Below are 14,807 nucleotides of genomic sequence, written 5' to 3' on the forward strand. Positions count from 1 at the left end.
AAGGAATATCGTGAAGACCATCAAGAATTTTGGCAAAGAGCTGTTCACTCGCTTTGGCGAAGATGATGTCGGAGGGATGGCAGCTCAACTGTCGTATTTTTTTCTACTATCTTTGTTTCCTTTTATGATATTCCTGCTTACACTGCTCGGGTATTTACATATTGACGAAGAACGAGTGCTTGCTTTCGTCAGTACCTATGCGCCACCTGAAACATTCGATTTGATCACTGAAAACGTTTCGTCCTTATTAAGCAGTGAAAATGGAAGTTTGCTATCCATCGGTTTACTAGGCACCCTTTGGGCTGCATCGAATGGGGTCAATGCCATTATGCGCGCATTCAATCGTGCCCATAATGTTAGAGAGAACCGTTCGTTTCTGGTATCGCGCATCATCGCAATTGTCCTTACAGTGGCGATGGTTTTCGTCATAGGCATTGCTTTTCTGCTGCCTGTACTTGGTCATACGATCGGGGTCCAACTGTTTTCCGTCTTCGGACTTTCTGAAAACTTTTTAACTTTATGGAATGGGATGAGGTGGGTCATTTCATCCGTCATCTTTTACATCGTCTTATCTTTCTTGTACGTTATGGCACCAAATAAACGGTTAAAATACCGTGATACCGTTCCGGGGGCGGTGTTTGCCACATTTGGATGGCAATTAGTTTCCTTGTTGTTTTCGTTCTATGTGAGCAGTCTTGGGAATTTTTCTGCGACATACGGGAGTCTAGGTACGGTGATTGTGCTTATGATTTGGTTATATCTTTCAGGAGTCGTCATTATTCTGGGAGGGGAGATCAATGCGATGAGTCATCATCGTAGAACGAAAGAGACATGGGGATAAACAGATAAAGAAAGGCGGGACCGCTTGAGGTTCCGCCTTTCCTTTCTTTATTTTAATAGTCGGAGTCCATTCAATATTACAAGAATCGTACTGCCTTCGTGTCCGATGATACCTAGAGGAAGATCAAGGACTTGTAAGAAATTGCTCACAATCAAAAGCATGATTACCGTAATGGAAAAAATAATGTTCTGTTTGATGATTTTGTTCATTTTTTGGGAAACTTGTATCGCTTCCCCAATCTTCGGAAGGTCATTTTTCATTAAGACCACATCGGCCGTTTCTAATGCAACATCCGTTCCTTCGCCCATCGCGACACCGACATCAGCTTCTGCAAGCGCTGGCGCATCATTAATCCCGTCCCCGATCATAGCGACATGAGAGAAATGATCTTTTAAGGTTTTAATTTCCTGAAGTTTCTGGTCCGGCATACATTCAGCGATATAGTTATCCATTCCCACTTCTTCAGCGATGGCTTTTGCGGTCCGGTCATTGTCACCCGTCAACATGATGGTGTATATTCCATACGCTCTTAATGTTGAGATCGCTGCCTTTGCTTCGTTTCGAACCGTATCCTTCAGTGCGAAGAGCCCAACAATTCTTTCGTTTTTTGCCACAAAAATTACGGTCTTTCCTTCTGAAGCAAGGACTTCTGCATGGTTATCTTTGTAGGAAGTTGCGGCTTCTTTCCCGACAAAATCGGCTTTTCCGACTTTCCACTCTTCGTTGTCATATTGCCCGCTTACACCCATGCCGCTATGATCTTTGACGTTTTCGACTGAAGGAAAAGAGCAGTCATTTTTTTTCGCATAGCTCACAATCGCCTGGGCGAGAGGGTGATTGGATTCATTTTCAATGGAAGAAACGACAGAAAGAATCGAATGTTTCATGCCACTTTCTAACGGAAGAAAGTCAGTAACCTCGGGCTCTCCCCTCGTGAGCGTCCCCGTTTTATCAAAAGCGATTGCTTTTAGATGAGAGAGATGTTCGAGGTGAACGCCCCCCTTGAACAAAATGCCTTGGCGTGCCCCTTTCGATATGGCTGATAACGTTGCAGGCATAATGGAAGCGACAAGGGCACAAGGAGATGCTACGACAAGGAGAATCATCGCACGGTAAATGGTTTCCATCCACGTCCACCCGAATAGAAAGTGAGGGAGGAATAACATGAGGCCTACGACGGCTAATACGATTTTTACATAAGTACTTTCGAATCGTTCGATAAACAGTTGTGAAGGAGATTTCTCACTTTGAGCGTTTTGGACCATGGCAATGATTTTTTGAAAAAGCGTTTCATTTGCTGGTTTGGTGACTGAAACGACAAGACTGCCGTCAATATTCATTGTCCCTGCGAATACATCCCCAGTTTCGCTTTTGTTAACAGGGAGGGATTCACCGGTGATGGCACTTTCATTTAATGTCGAGCTGCCTTTCACAATCCTGCCATCTGCAGGGACACGCTCCCCCGGTTTGATTAATATTTGATCGCCGATTTGAAGCGTTTTTACAGGAACCCATTCATACCCAGCATTTGTAATGAGAAAGGCTTCTTCTGGCTGCAAACTCATCAACGAAGAGATCTCTTTATGGCTTTTGTTCATCGTGTACGTTTCCAGCGCTCCGCTCAGAGCGAAGATGAAGATGAGGATGGCTCCTTCTGTCCAGTATCCGATTGAAGCTGAGCCTATAGCGGCTAGGATCATGAGCAGTTCTACATTGAGTGATTTTTCTTTTACCGTTTCTTCTAATCCTTCTTTCGCTTTGGCAAAACCACCAATCAGAAAGGCCGTCACATATAAACTGACGTAAACAGAAGATGCCCAATGGTTTTCGGCATACCACGCTATTAAAATTAAGAATCCGCTGCTTATGGCTGCCATTAATTCAGCGTGTTCCTTAAGAGTAGAAACGGATGGTAATTTCCACCACTTTATGGAGGATAAGGTACGTGATTGATTCATACAATTTTCAACTCCTTTTGTTAATTGAGAATGATAGTCAATTAATGTAGAGAAAAAAGGTATTTATTTAAAATAATTTTAATTTAATATATATTATTATAATATCACGAAAGGGTGAGAATACAAGTGGAAATAACGGGATGTGTAAAAAAGAATCCAGGCAGTTGATATTACAGGTGTCAAGTTGCTATATTAGACAGGTGCAAAAAACATATGAAAGGTGGAAAAACGAATGCGCAAAGGTCTTTTATTTATACTTATGCTCATACTTGCCGGATTCCTCGCTGCTTGTGGTTCAAGTGATGAAGGAGAAAGCAGTTCAGATAGCAATGGAAGCGAAGAGGCTTCCGATAGCAAATGGAGCGAAATCCAAGAAAAAGGGGAGATTGTTGTCGGTACTTCCGGTACGCTTTTCCCAGCTTCTTATTACCCAGAAGACTCTGATGAGATGACTGGATATGATGTTGAAATCATGAAAGAGGTAGCGGATCGCCTCGGTCTTGAATTGAAGTTTGAAGAATATGGAGTGGACGGACTGCTTTCTGCCATCAACAGTGGACGTATTGATGCAGTCATTAACGACATGGAAGTGACGAAAGCTCGGCAGGAACAGTTTACGTTTAGTGAACCATATAAATATTCTTATTCCACAATGATTGTCCGTGAGTCTGACTTATCTGGAATTGAGAAATTGGAAGACCTCGAAGGAAAAACACATGGCGGTGGAGCGACTACCGTGTTCTCCCAAATTGCTGAACATTTTGGTGCCGATACGAAAACATACGGCAATGTAACCAATGATGTGTACCTGCGAGATGTGGAGAACGGGAATACAGACTTTATCATCAATGATTATTACTTGCAGTCCCTTGCATTAAAAGCACTGCCTAATATCGAAGTACAACTACATCCAGATTTAAAGTTCCATCCGACGAACTCAGCCATTGTTATGCCGAATGATGCCTCTCAGATGAAAGAGGAAATCGATGCGGTGCTACAAGAAATGCGAGAAGATGGAACCCTTACGAAGCTTTCTGAAGAGTTCTTCGGTGGCAAGGATGCTTCTGAAAAACCAGAAGCGGATATCCGTGAAATCGAAGGTCTAGAACTGTAAGGAGATACTTATGTTAGGTATCGAAATAAACGAAATTCAAATCGAAAAGCTTTTTAACGCGGAGCGTGCCTGGGCGAACCTTCCTTTTATTCTTGAAGGTGTCCCCCTGACCTTGCTGGTCGCTTTGAGTGGTATGCTGGTCGGGCTCGTTCTGGGTTTCTTTTTAGCACTTGCGAGAGGATCGGATCGTGTTTGGCTCAGATGGCCGGCCCGATTTTATATTTCTTTTATGCGGGGTACGCCGATTCTTGTGTATTTATTCGTTTTGTATTTCGGTCTTCCTGTTGTAGGAATAAAAATGCCGGCAACCGTAGCTGCCATTATCGGATTCGGAACAAACAGTGCGGCCTATATTGCAGAAATCAATCGAGCTTCCTTGAACAGTGTTCCGAATGGTCAATGGGAATCATCCCGTGCGCTAGGATTTACGTATTGGCAGGCGATAAGAAGAATCATCATGCCTCAGGCAACGAGAATTGCTATTCCGCCGCTTGGGAATGTCTTTCTAGATTTGCTGAAAGCCACATCACTTGCGGCCATGATCTCTGTGCCTGAGATTTTGAACAAAGCACAGATTGCAGCAGGACGTACGGTCGATTCGATGACGATGTATATTACAGCAGCCCTCGTGTATTGGCCGCTTACCATGATTTTTTCTGCTCTTCAAGATTACTTGGAGAAGCGTCACAACCGATATCTATAAATGATAAAAGCCAGAGCTGTACATTCAGCTCTGGCTTTTATCTGTCTTTACCTTTTTAAACCTGGCACGTCCGTAACTTGAATAGGTACCAGGTTCGGAACTTTAGCAATCTCATAACAAGTACCGACATAATTGCTGATGGTACCTGGTACCGGGAAGACCGACCTTGGTACCAGGTTCAGTTTCTGTAGTGAAGCGTTTCTGGAATGAAATGAAATAGCCCCATCTCTAGGGAGATGGGGCTGGTACTTAACCTGAGAATTCAAATGTTTCATAAACGTAAGGTTCATGAGGGGTTTCAATTTCATTGATTTCTTTTGGTTCGATTAGTGGAAGCTCCCAACCGTTATAATCGACCATATTGAGTACTCCTCTAACTTCAACCCATGTATCGTTTTTGTAGGTGCTCAAGTTCTCCCCTTGAACCATGACTCCATAGATTCCACCATCAGCTACACAGCAACTGATTCCAAACCGTCCAACAACGATACGATCTTCGGGATAGTTGTCTTCACGGAAAACAAAACCATTCATGACAATTTCTTTTCCTATATATTCTCCCATGTGGTCTTCCATCAACGATATGCTTCCGATATAATTGTCTTCCGTTAATTGGATAACGTTCGATTCAGTCATCGTTTGATAGAGGTCTGGAAATCGTTTTTTGGGAGTAAGGACTCCTGGGTTCGACTCGATAGGATCGATGTCCTCAACCTCAGGTGAAACTTCGGTACTGAGTCCAGAATCAGTGCTGCGCATTTCGTACTTAAATCCTTTATTCGCAGCAGCAGAACTGCCCATGACATGGTCGGAAAACATCATACCAGTCAGAACAGGTACAATGAACAATGCGTAAATCAAAAGGGATTTCAATTTTGATTTGGGATATTCGTGACCATGGGCACATCCACAGTTTTCATGCTCTTCGTCATTACCCGTTTTAAAGTACTGGATAGCTCCGAGGACACCGATGACTATGAGTGTGAAGTAGATATAAGGCATCATGCGGGGCGCTATGAACTTTTGTATATCCCCGCTAATTAATAGTTTTAAGATAAAAAGTGCTAATCCAAAGAGGATGACAGCACGTAAAAATTGGTGCGATTCAGGTTTCATAAAAGCGTTCCTCCCATCATGATTTTTGTTACAAGAAGAAGACATCAAATAAGATCGTGATTGTGTAAACAATCATACTTACAATCCCTATAAAAGCGAGAACGAACCTCTTTTTAAAATAAGCGAACATGAGAATCGTATTCTTTAAGTCAGTCATTGGTCCGTAAACGAGAAAAGCAAGAATCGAGCTGGTAGAGAAAAGTCCTTTGAAAGAAGAGGCGACAAAAGCATCGGCTTCTGAACAGAGGGACAGGACATAGGCGAGAGACATCATGACTAATGGCCCCGCAAGCATGCCGTTACCAAGTTCTATAAGAAAATCCCTTGCCATGAAGGTTTGAACGATACTGGCGAAAAGGGCACCTAGAATGAGAAACTTCCCCATATCGAAAAACTCATCACTTGCATGCTGAAATGTTTCTGCTAAACGGTTTCGATCCTGATGGTTGTGGTTATGTACAGAAGTATTGTTTTTGTTTAATTGCCAGCTGTTCCCGAAGTAAGCGTAAATCACAGCACCGATAAGTATGGAAACGATAAAGGCCAGTCCCATCCTTGCCCAAGCAATGGTCATATCCGTTTGAAAGGCGTAAAAAGTAGAAAGGAAAACGATGGGATTCAAAACAGGAGCGGAAACAAGAATAACAATCCCTACATGGAGAGGCATTCCTTTCTGGATCAACCGACGCACAATGGGTACGATAGCACATTCACATACAGGGAAAATCGCACCAATTGTTACGGCAGGAAATAAGGCAAGTACTGGGTTTCTTGGAATAAAACGTTTCAATGTTTCTTCTTTCAAGAATGTTTGGATGACAGAGGATATAAAGACTCCGAGAAGAACAAACGGAATGGCTTCAAGCACGATGCTGATAAAGATCGTATTCATATCCAGCAGTTGAGAGGGAACAGGCCAGATACGATCAAAAGGAATCGTGTCTCCAAAAAGAAATAAAATGAAGAAGATGACGAGTAAAAAGTATCCCAATCTGTAATTCGTGGAAGAATGGTCTTGATTCAAGTAGAATCCTCCTTTATGATGGACATTGTGTTTAAATCGTAATGGTTATGAATTATCCTATTCTATTAACTAGGAATTTAGAAGATCTGTCAATAGATTTTGATCGGTTTTTTTTACTTGTATGTACTTATCAGCTATAATTTAATTCGTAATGATTATTATTTCGAGAGGGATTGACCATGGAAAATCGAACAATCGTAAAGTTAGAAAATGTATCTTTTAAATATGATAGAGAATGGGTTGTCAAAGACGTAAATCTGGACATTCAATCCGGCCAGTTCCTTGGTCTGGTCGGTCCGAATGGTTCAGGGAAGTCCACATTGATTAAATTGATGCTCGGGCTCGTTAAGCCGGATCAAGGTTCCATTCACTTATTCGGTCAAACCTTGAAACAATATCAGGATTGGCAGGAAATTGGGTTTGTCTCACAGAAAGCCAACAGTTTCAATTCTGGTTTTCCAGCGACGGTGATCGAAGTTGTGAAGACAGGACTTGTTTCCCGCATTGGAGCATTTAAATTTTTCAATAAAAAACATAAAGAAAAAGCTTTAGAGGCTTTGAGAGTTGTAGAGATGGAGGAATACGCCTATTCCAACATCGGAGAATTATCCGGAGGGCAGCAACAGCGTGTGTTTATCGCAAGGGCGTTAGTCAGTGATCCATCGTTATTAATCCTCGATGAACCAACGGTCGGAGTAGATGCCAAGCACGTAACAGAATTTTATGATTTGCTTGGTAAACTGAATCAAGAGCAGGGGATCACCCTTTTGATGGTCACCCACGATATCGGGACGATTACGGACCATGCGACACACGTCATTTGTATGAATAAAACGGTTCATTTCCACGGAGCTTCAGAGGAATATAAGGAGTTCAGTGAAGAGGACCTCAATCAGCTCTATGGCCATTCCGTCCAACAGCTGACCCATAATCACACGCATCACGAGGTGAACCACAATGATTGAAAGTTTTTTTCAGTATGAATTTTTACAAAACGCCGCTATTACAGGAATCTTAATCGGAATCGTTGCTCCATTATTAGGAGTGTTCATTGTGGTCAGACGCCTGTCGCTGATTGCGGATGCCTTATCCCACATCACGTTAACAGGAATTGCTGCGAGTCTTTTGCTTGAAAAAAGAGTGACCGCCGTCAATGACTGGAACCCGATTTACATGGGTATGGTCTTTTCTGTGTTTGGAGCGATACTGATCGAGCGCCTTCGAAAAGTGTATAAACACTATGAAGAACTTGCGATCCCCATCATTCTTTCCGGGGGAATCGGTGTCGGTGTGATTCTTATCTCTCTTGCAGATGGTTTTAATACGGATTTATTCAGTTATTTATTCGGAAGTGTAACAGCCGTCAGCCGTGATAGTATGTGGACAGTGCTGGTGATTACCTCCATTGTCATACTTATTGTTATTCTGTTTTATAAGGAACTTTTCGTCCTATCCTTTGACGAGGAGCATGCGTCTGTGTCTGGTGTGAATGGAAGATGGATCCATCTGCTGTTTATCGTCATGGTCGCACTAGTGATCGCATCCTCGATGCAGGTGGTTGGAATTTTACTTGTTTCCGCCCTAATGACCTTGCCAGTGGCTTCAGCGATCCGGATTGCAAAAAGCTTCAAGCAGACGATCGGTCTATCCATCGCATTTGGAGAAACCTCTGTTTTGATTGGTCTTATTTCGTCTTATCATCTCAGTGTACCTCCAGGAGGAACGATTGTTGTGACAGCTATTTTGATTTTGATTATGTCGATTCTTTACAAACGAGTACGAGCTCAACAATGGATAAAGGGTGAAGCATAATGAATGTGGAGACAGCTTTGCAGAGATTGAAGGAAAAAGGGTATAAAAGGACAAAGCAGCGGGAGCGTATCTTAGAAATCTTCGTGAAACAAGACCAATATATTGCTGCTAAAGAAATCTTAAAAGAGATTCAAAATGATTTTCCAGGTGTCAGTTATGATACGATCTATCGAAACCTTTATATGCTGACAGACGTTGATATTTTGGAGGCGACAGAGCTTGGAGGAGAAAAGCATTTCCGTTTAGGTTGTGACACTCACGGGCATCACCACCATTTCATTTGCACAACATGTGGAAAAACAAAGTCGATTGAATTCTGTCCAATGGATAGTATCAATGAGAACCTGAGTGGATATGATGTTGAGAATCACAAGTTCGAAATTTATGGTAAATGTCCACAATGCCACTGATCTATGCTCTGGTTGGAGGAAGAACCTGCGTTATTAACGCGGGTATCTTTTTTTTGTGTGGCAAAATGTAATCGTTACTGTTTACAAAGTGTAACGGTTACGATATAATCTTTTTGGAAGACGAGGAGGTCGACGAATGAAAAAACTAGCAATCTTATTATCTTTTATACTTACCATTCTAGTGGTTACTGCTTGTGGAAATGAAGAGACATCGACCGAGCAGAATAACGAAACAGAGAGTGATGAGAACGGGGAACTAAATGTTTATACAACGGTTTATCCTTTACAATTTTTCACTGAACAAATAGGTGGAGAGACAGTAAATGTACAATCCATTCTGCCTCCCGGTTCAGACGCACACACGTATGAGCCAACGACCAAGGAAATGGTGAAAATGGCGGAAGCGGATCTATTCATTTACAATGGTGCCGGTTTAGAAGGGTATGCAAAGAAAATTTCTGAATCCATTCAGCCAGAAGGTGTAGAGATCCTGGAAGCAGCAGCGGATATTGACCTAAAAGAACATGTTCATGACCATGGAGAAGATGCTCAGGCGGAAGATGAGCATGCTCATGAAGAGGACAGCCATGGAGAAGATGGGCATGCGGATGAAGAAGATGCTCATGAAACAGATGAACAGGCTAATGCAGAAGATAGTCATGAAGGCCACGACCATGGAGAAATGGATCCTCACGTCTGGTTGGATCCCGTACGAGCTGCACAAATGGCAGAAGGAATCAAAAGTCAGTTGATTAAAATGAATCCAGAACAGAAAGACCTCTATGAGGAAAATTATAAAGAACTACAAGCGCAATTAATGGATTTAGATCAGGAGTTTCATGATCGTGTAGAATCTAAATCTAAAAGCAAAGTCATCGTTTCTCACGCTGCTTATGGTTATTGGGAAGAGGCTTATGGGATCGAGCAGATTGCTGTATCAGGCCTAAGTCCGACAAATGAGCCTTCTCAGAAAGACCTTGAAAATATCGTTCAAGTCGCTGAGTCAAATAATCTTGAATATGTAGTGTTCGAGCAGAACATCACTCCGAAAGTTTCAGAAGTAATCCAAAATGAAATTGGAGCAGAAGCGCTCCGTTTCCACAACCTGTCTGTTTTAACAGAAGATAATGTGGATAACGATGAAAATTACTTTACTTTGATGGAACAAAACCTTGATGTACTGACAAAAGCATTATCTGAATAAGCAAAAGCTGCGGACAAAACGTCCGCAGCTTTTTTCCTACGTATTCTTTTAGTAGAAGTTTTAGTTTTTAGGATAGAGAAGTGGATCAAGCCTCCTGTGGTTCTGAAGCACTTGGATCTTTTTTGTACACGGTAGCTGCAAAGACAATGATTAACAGGGTAACAATGACGTAGAAAAAGGACAGGTTCGGCCAAAAGTCCAAGAAGAAACCGGACAAGAATGGTCCTAGAATACTCCCGATACTAAAAGCCATCCCACATAAAATGTTACCAGCCGGAAGAAGGTCCTTTGGCAGTAAGTCCGTCATGAATGAAATGCCTAAAGAAAACAAGGAGCCGACGAATAAACCGCCCAGGGCGAAAGTGGCAAAGAGAGCGACCACAGAGTTTTCTAACAGAGCAGCAGCAAAGAAGGCAATGATTCCTCCGGCTACCACGGTCAAGATAACTTTTTTCCTTCCAATCCGATCACTCAATGCCCCTAAAGGAATTTGAGAGAACAAACTTGCTGCAGCAAAGCTCGGAATAATCAAGGATAATAAGTTAACATCATGTCCAATCCTCATCCCGTACACAGGAAAAATTCCATGAAGGGTCGCTTCTAGAAATCCATAGGCAAGAGGGGGAAAAAAAGCAACCCAGGCGAGACGGATGGCTTTGGCAAACCTTTTGATTGAACTTGCTCCATGGGCTGTGGTATGGTCTTTTTCAGGTGTTTCATTTCTCACCCAAATCATGAATAACCAGACGATTAAACTCAAGAATGATGAAATGATGAATGGAACATGGATACCGAAAGCCAACAGGTTGGTCATCAAAGGTCCAAGGGTAAAGCCGACACTAAAAAACAAGCCGTAATAAGCGATGCTTCGACCACGGTTGTGTTTTTCAGCTGTGGCTGTGATCCACGTTTGAGTTCCAAAATGAAGAATTTGGTCACCAATTCCAATGGTGACTCTTAAAATGAACCAGAACCATAGCGCCTGCCAGAAGGGAAATAAGGAAAGAGAGATAATAACTAGGGCCCCTCCAACCATAATCATTGGTTTATAACCGATTCGTTGCAGCGGTCTTTCCATGAATGGAGAAGAAAGTAAAATTCCTATGTAAAGCCCAGTCGCATGCAATCCATTGATAGAAGAAGAAATGCCGTTTTGTTCAAGGATGACAGCGATCAATGGAAGGAGCATCCCCTGGGAAAATCCTGATATGGTCACGAGACCAATCAAAATCCAGAATCGTGTTTGCTTGGATACCATAGCTGACGGCCTCCTTTTTTCATACTTCCTTATCGTATAAGAAATCAATAGGAGGGGACAAGTTTTTTCTTTCTAATAAGAAGGTTATTTCCTTACTGAAAACGGTTATTATAAAACTAAAGGCGCAGTATATTGTCAAAGGAGTGAATGAATCATGGACTTTTATTTAAAAGAAAACGGGGTACGCACGTCATTTGAGTACGGCCAAATGAACATATCTGGGGATGAGACGTTTGGTTTCCGCCCTTATCAGCTAATGGTTGCTTCCATTGCAGGTTGCAGCATCGGAGTTTTTCGGAAGATCCTGGACAAGCAACGGACGGATTATGAGGATATCAAAGTGACGGCCGAGGTCGAGAGGAATCCTGATGAAGCCAATCGTATCGAAAAAATTTATCTTCATTATGTTATTAAAGGTTATCATTTGAATCAGGATAAGTTGTTGAAGAATCTGGAGATCTCACAGAAAAATTGTTCCATGGTTCAATCGGTTCAAAATAGTATAGAAGTTGAAGAAACGCTTGAGTGCATTCAACTAAGCAAGTAAAATGAAAGAGCCTTATCCTGAATTTGGATAAGCGCTCTTTTTTTGTGTTCAAAATAGCACTAAGATATGCCAACCCTTATGTCTGGCATTATATAAAGAAAGAGGAGAGAGATGAAATGAGGAATATTTTTGTTAAAGCTTTCTTTTATTTGATAGGGCTAATTATCATTTCCCTTGGGATTACATTAACGATTAAATCAGACCTCGGAGCGGGGGCGTGGGATGCTGTGAATGTCGGCTTGTCTGAGACCATCGGTTTTACTGTGGGGAGCTGGGTCATTATCATCGGCGCTATGCTGATTTTTACAAACGCTATCATTGCGAAAGAAAAACCCGATTTATTGGCTGTTATCACGATTTTTGTCATTGGACAGTTCATTGATTTCTGGATGTTATCGGTATTTGATACGTTCGGGCTTGCATCGTTCTGGGTTCAATTGACGGTGTTGGTGGGCGGAATTGCCATTATTGCCTTTGGCGTATCATTATACTTACAGCCCAAATTTTCTCTAAACCCTGTTGATGGGTTCATGGTTGCTTTGCAGAAAAGGTTCGGTTTCAGTTTGCGAACGGCCAAAACGTTGACGGAAGTCTTTGCCCTTGTACTTGCGGTAGTACTAGGAGGGCCGATTGGAATCGGTACCGTCATTATCATTGTCTTGATCGGACCTTTTATTCAGTTCTTCGATGGGAAGGCAAATCAAGTCATGAACAAGATGCTTTCGTGATTCCCTGTGTATAGTCCGGGCCATTTTTCACAAAATATAAAAAAAGAAAGGTGGCCCATGATGTGAAAAGAAAATGGTTAGGACTGATCATATTTATTGGGATCTTCATGTTCATCAGTGCTGGATCGATATCAGCTGAAAATAAGAAAGCAGAAAAAGAAAGTGCGATTCCGAATCATGTGCTGAACATATCTAAGGACAATACGTACCCGAATTCGACCGATGATCAAGAATTGTTGGAAGAGGAAGAAATTACGAAAGAATTGATGGAAGATACGGATATTCGAGTGACGAACCCGCAATTAATTGAGATGCTGAATGAAACGTCATTGAAACCATCTCCGTTCGCCATTGGTTATAGAGGCGAGATTTTTTTAGGGAGATGGCCGCTTGCTTATGAATCCAAAGAAACCAATATCAATTGGGAGTACCAGGAGATCAATACGAATGAATACAGCAACCATGGTGGGAAGCAAACAGAAAAGCTGAGTTATGTCCAAAAAGAAGAAAAGCAGATCAAAGGTGGTTTAACATCAAGGATCAGTCACAGCGACCAAATGATGAAGCTTATTCTTCTGGAAGCACAAAAGAATACGAAGCTTCCACTTTCATTTAACACCGTCATTGGTAAAGGGACAAAGCAAAACAATACCTATGGTGTACCAACGAACAAAGTAGGAATTCTGCATGCTTATGCCCCAGCTGTCAATGAAAAAGGGGAAGTGACCTTTGGTGATGTGTACATTCAGCTCAAAGGTTCGAAAAAAACGTTGAACGTAAAGAACGTCACGAGGCAAGGAATCGGGGCATGGATCCCGATCCAAGATCACGTGAGCTTTTCATTTGAAGTGAAGTGATGGTCTTCATGACTAGATGAATTCAATTCGACGCGCTGTTCTGCCATGAAGATGTTGTTTTCAAACAATTCTTCAGCAAGAATGAGGCGCGTTTTTTTTGCTGCTGTCCAATAGACCAAGTCATTGACCACACCGACGACTGTGTATTCATATCCGCGGTGTTCGTGGTTCAAAGACGACATGCCATAAACTTGGAAAGGCTCATAAGGCTTATCCGTCAAATCTTTCTTCAAATACTCATGTAACTCCTCATTGAGACGCTCACAAGCTTTTTCTAAGACTTGATACGCTTGCGTCGGGTCTTGGTGAAAACTTGTCGTCACCTTTTCAATAACGCGCATATATTCAAAGTTATAGTTCTCAATCGTTTTGATCTGACCATTGCTTATGGTGAGTAATTTCCCACTCCATTGGCGTACCTTTAAAAACCGGAGACCAATGTCCTCAACCGTCCCGTGGAAGGTGTTGTTGACAGAGATGAAGTCTCCTTTATGAAGCTGCTTTTCATATAAAAGGAACAAGCCTGCAAAAAAGTCTTTGATCAGACTCTGTGCGCCAAAACCTACAATGATCCCGATGACTCCAGCTCCGGCAAGTAATTTTTCAATCGAGGTGAATTCATCAAGAACGATAAGAATGAACCCGATGAGTGCCACATAACTGATGATGGAATTGAGCATAGATTCGAGCGTGTTTTCTTTTCTTTCCTCAATGAAGTCGGTTTTCTTGAAAAACGTATGAATGACTTTACGGAGAATGAGAACAACTACAAAAAGAAAAGCTGCAATTAATAACAACCTGATTACGGCGTTTTCTTCCAGGTAAGCATTAAACTCGGCTAATGACATGGATTCGTCCTCCTATTTGTTCTATCAAGCATTATAGCATTAGTGGTGGATGGATTTCTTCTATATGGACAGGCGGAGTGACATGTACTATGATGGACGTGGCAAAAACGTGAAAGGATACAGAAAAGAGGTGCAGAGGAATGTCACAACAAGAACGGATCGAGGATCTGAAAGTGCGCCTGGCGGATTTTATGGGACGTATTGAAAAGTTAGACCCTGAAGAAACTTCTGTTGAAGATATCGATCGTCTTATTTCCATGTTGGAAGATCTTGAAAAGAATATGGAATAACGAGGGATTGTCAGAATTGACTCTCAATTTTTTTGGGGGTTGATTTTTTTACATTCGTGCTTTATCATGGTAAATCGTTAATGCATGAAAAGAATGA

At 41.9% G+C, this 14,807-nt stretch carries 16 protein-coding genes; 11 read left to right on the forward strand and 5 right to left on the reverse strand.

All coding sequences use genetic code 11. The features are described 5' to 3' along the window. Nucleotides 1-10: 10 nt before the first annotated feature. The gene (locus tag GLV98_RS15610) at nucleotides 11-841 is read left to right on the forward strand and encodes a YhjD/YihY/BrkB family envelope integrity protein (protein ID WP_160916915.1); all 831 of its coding nucleotides are present in this window, start codon (nucleotides 11-13) and stop codon (nucleotides 839-841) included. A gap of 47 nt (nucleotides 842-888) precedes the next feature. On the opposite strand, the gene GLV98_RS15615 is transcribed toward GLV98_RS15610, so the two are convergent. Beyond that, the gene (locus tag GLV98_RS15615) at nucleotides 889-2,799 is read right to left on the reverse strand and encodes a heavy metal translocating P-type ATPase (RefSeq protein WP_160916917.1); all 1,911 of its coding nucleotides are present in this window, start codon (nucleotides 2,797-2,799) and stop codon (nucleotides 889-891) included. 232 nt (nucleotides 2,800-3,031) lie between these two features. Here GLV98_RS15615 and GLV98_RS15620 point away from each other — a divergent pair, with 232 nt between their 5' ends. After that, nucleotides 3,032-3,913 carry a transporter substrate-binding domain-containing protein gene (locus GLV98_RS15620; protein ID WP_160916919.1) on the forward strand — a complete coding sequence of 294 codons (882 nt, stop codon included), beginning with the start codon at nucleotides 3,032-3,034 and terminating at the stop codon, nucleotides 3,911-3,913. A gap of 10 nt (nucleotides 3,914-3,923) precedes the next feature. Beyond that, nucleotides 3,924-4,616, forward strand: a complete 693-nt coding sequence (locus tag GLV98_RS15625) for an amino acid ABC transporter permease (protein WP_089651694.1) — start codon at nucleotides 3,924-3,926, stop codon at nucleotides 4,614-4,616. Between the two features lie 249 nt (nucleotides 4,617-4,865). Here GLV98_RS15625 and GLV98_RS15630 read toward each other — a convergent pair whose 3' ends face one another. After that, the gene (locus GLV98_RS15630) at nucleotides 4,866-5,732 is read right to left on the reverse strand and encodes a TIGR03943 family putative permease subunit (protein WP_160916921.1); all 867 of its coding nucleotides are present in this window, start codon (nucleotides 5,730-5,732) and stop codon (nucleotides 4,866-4,868) included. A gap of 28 nt (nucleotides 5,733-5,760) precedes the next feature. After that, on the reverse strand, nucleotides 5,761-6,756 hold the full coding sequence (locus GLV98_RS15635) for a permease (RefSeq protein ID WP_202410094.1): 996 nt from the start codon (nucleotides 6,754-6,756) through the stop codon (nucleotides 5,761-5,763). A 179-nt stretch (nucleotides 6,757-6,935) separates the two neighbouring features. Here GLV98_RS15635 and GLV98_RS15640 point away from each other — a divergent pair, with 179 nt between their 5' ends. From GLV98_RS15640 to GLV98_RS15655, 4 genes are all read left to right on the forward strand, one after another. Beyond that, complete coding sequence (locus GLV98_RS15640) at nucleotides 6,936-7,721, forward strand: metal ABC transporter ATP-binding protein (RefSeq protein ID WP_160916923.1); 786 nt, start codon at nucleotides 6,936-6,938, stop codon at nucleotides 7,719-7,721. Continuing rightward, complete coding sequence (locus tag GLV98_RS15645) at nucleotides 7,714-8,568, forward strand: metal ABC transporter permease (RefSeq protein ID WP_160916925.1); 855 nt, start codon at nucleotides 7,714-7,716, stop codon at nucleotides 8,566-8,568. The genes GLV98_RS15640 and GLV98_RS15645 overlap by 8 nt, the downstream gene beginning before the upstream one ends. After that, on the forward strand, nucleotides 8,568-8,978 hold the full coding sequence (locus GLV98_RS15650; protein ID WP_160916927.1) for a Fur family transcriptional regulator: 411 nt from the start codon (nucleotides 8,568-8,570) through the stop codon (nucleotides 8,976-8,978). The genes GLV98_RS15645 and GLV98_RS15650 overlap by 1 nt, the downstream gene beginning before the upstream one ends. 136 nt (nucleotides 8,979-9,114) lie before the next feature. After that, nucleotides 9,115-10,182, forward strand: coding sequence for a metal ABC transporter solute-binding protein, Zn/Mn family (locus GLV98_RS15655; RefSeq protein WP_160916929.1), 1,068 nt, complete (start codon nucleotides 9,115-9,117; stop codon nucleotides 10,180-10,182). Between the two features lie 85 nt (nucleotides 10,183-10,267). Here the strand turns inward: GLV98_RS15655 and GLV98_RS15660 are convergent, their stop codons facing one another. Next, a complete protein-coding gene (locus GLV98_RS15660; protein WP_160916931.1) occupies nucleotides 10,268-11,440 on the reverse strand; it encodes an MFS transporter in 1,173 nt (390 codons plus the stop codon). A 154-nt stretch (nucleotides 11,441-11,594) separates the two neighbouring features. Between GLV98_RS15660 and GLV98_RS15665 the strand changes: the two genes are divergently transcribed. The 3 genes from GLV98_RS15665 to GLV98_RS15675 all read left to right on the forward strand — a co-directional run bounded on the left by GLV98_RS15665 (nucleotide 11,595) and on the right by GLV98_RS15675 (nucleotide 13,572). After that, the gene (locus tag GLV98_RS15665; RefSeq protein ID WP_160914330.1) at nucleotides 11,595-11,987 is read left to right on the forward strand and encodes an OsmC family protein; all 393 of its coding nucleotides are present in this window, start codon (nucleotides 11,595-11,597) and stop codon (nucleotides 11,985-11,987) included. Between the two features lie 116 nt (nucleotides 11,988-12,103). Then, the gene (locus GLV98_RS15670) at nucleotides 12,104-12,715 is read left to right on the forward strand and encodes a membrane protein (protein WP_160916934.1); all 612 of its coding nucleotides are present in this window, start codon (nucleotides 12,104-12,106) and stop codon (nucleotides 12,713-12,715) included. 62 nt (nucleotides 12,716-12,777) lie between these two features. Then, nucleotides 12,778-13,572, forward strand: coding sequence for a YfkD family protein (locus tag GLV98_RS15675; RefSeq protein ID WP_160914294.1), 795 nt, complete (start codon nucleotides 12,778-12,780; stop codon nucleotides 13,570-13,572). Here the strand turns inward: GLV98_RS15675 and GLV98_RS15680 are convergent. Beyond that, nucleotides 13,542-14,420 (reverse strand): mechanosensitive ion channel family protein, encoded by an 879-nt coding sequence (locus GLV98_RS15680; protein WP_160916936.1) that lies wholly within the window; start codon nucleotides 14,418-14,420, stop codon nucleotides 13,542-13,544. The genes GLV98_RS15675 and GLV98_RS15680 overlap by 31 nt on opposite strands. Nucleotides 14,421-14,560: 140 nt before the next feature. Here GLV98_RS15680 and GLV98_RS20040 point away from each other — a divergent pair, with 140 nt between their 5' ends. Next, nucleotides 14,561-14,710 carry an SE1561 family protein gene (locus tag GLV98_RS20040; RefSeq protein ID WP_167356021.1) on the forward strand — a complete coding sequence of 50 codons (150 nt, stop codon included), beginning with the start codon at nucleotides 14,561-14,563 and terminating at the stop codon, nucleotides 14,708-14,710. Nucleotides 14,711-14,807 lie beyond the last annotated feature (97 nt).

Origin of the sequence: Halobacillus litoralis, assembly GCF_009856415.1 — a bacterium.
Classification (GTDB): domain Bacteria; phylum Bacillota; class Bacilli; order Bacillales; family Halobacillaceae; genus Halobacillus; species Halobacillus litoralis_C.